The sequence below is a fragment of the Siccibacter turicensis LMG 23730 genome (genome assembly GCF_000463155.2).
In the GTDB taxonomy this organism is placed as follows: domain Bacteria; phylum Pseudomonadota; class Gammaproteobacteria; order Enterobacterales; family Enterobacteriaceae; genus Siccibacter; species Siccibacter turicensis.
Genome location: NZ_AWFZ01000003.1, coordinates 1 through 294 on the forward strand (window position 1 = coordinate 1; position 294 = coordinate 294).

Here is a 294-nt window from a genome sequence, read left to right on the forward strand (position 1 = left end):
CACCTGTGTCGGTTTGGGGTACGATTTGATGTTACCTGATGCTTAGAGGCTTTTCCTGGAAGCAGGGCATTTGTTACTTCAGCACCGTAGTGCCTCGTCATCACACCTCAGCGTTAACAAGGAACCGGATTTACCTGGAACCTCCGCCTACATGCTTAAACCGGGACAACCGTCGCCCGGCTAACATAGCCTTCTCCGTCCCCCCTTCGCAGTAACACCGAGTACAGGAATATTAACCTGTTTCCCATCGACTACGCCTTTCGGCCTCGCCTTAGGGGTCGACTCACCCTGCCC

At 54.1% G+C, this 294-nt stretch carries 1 rRNA gene; it reads right to left on the reverse strand.

Going from position 1 to position 294, the window contains the following annotated elements:
• Positions 1-294, reverse strand: a 23S ribosomal RNA gene (locus DW58_RS00760); the annotation flags it as partial.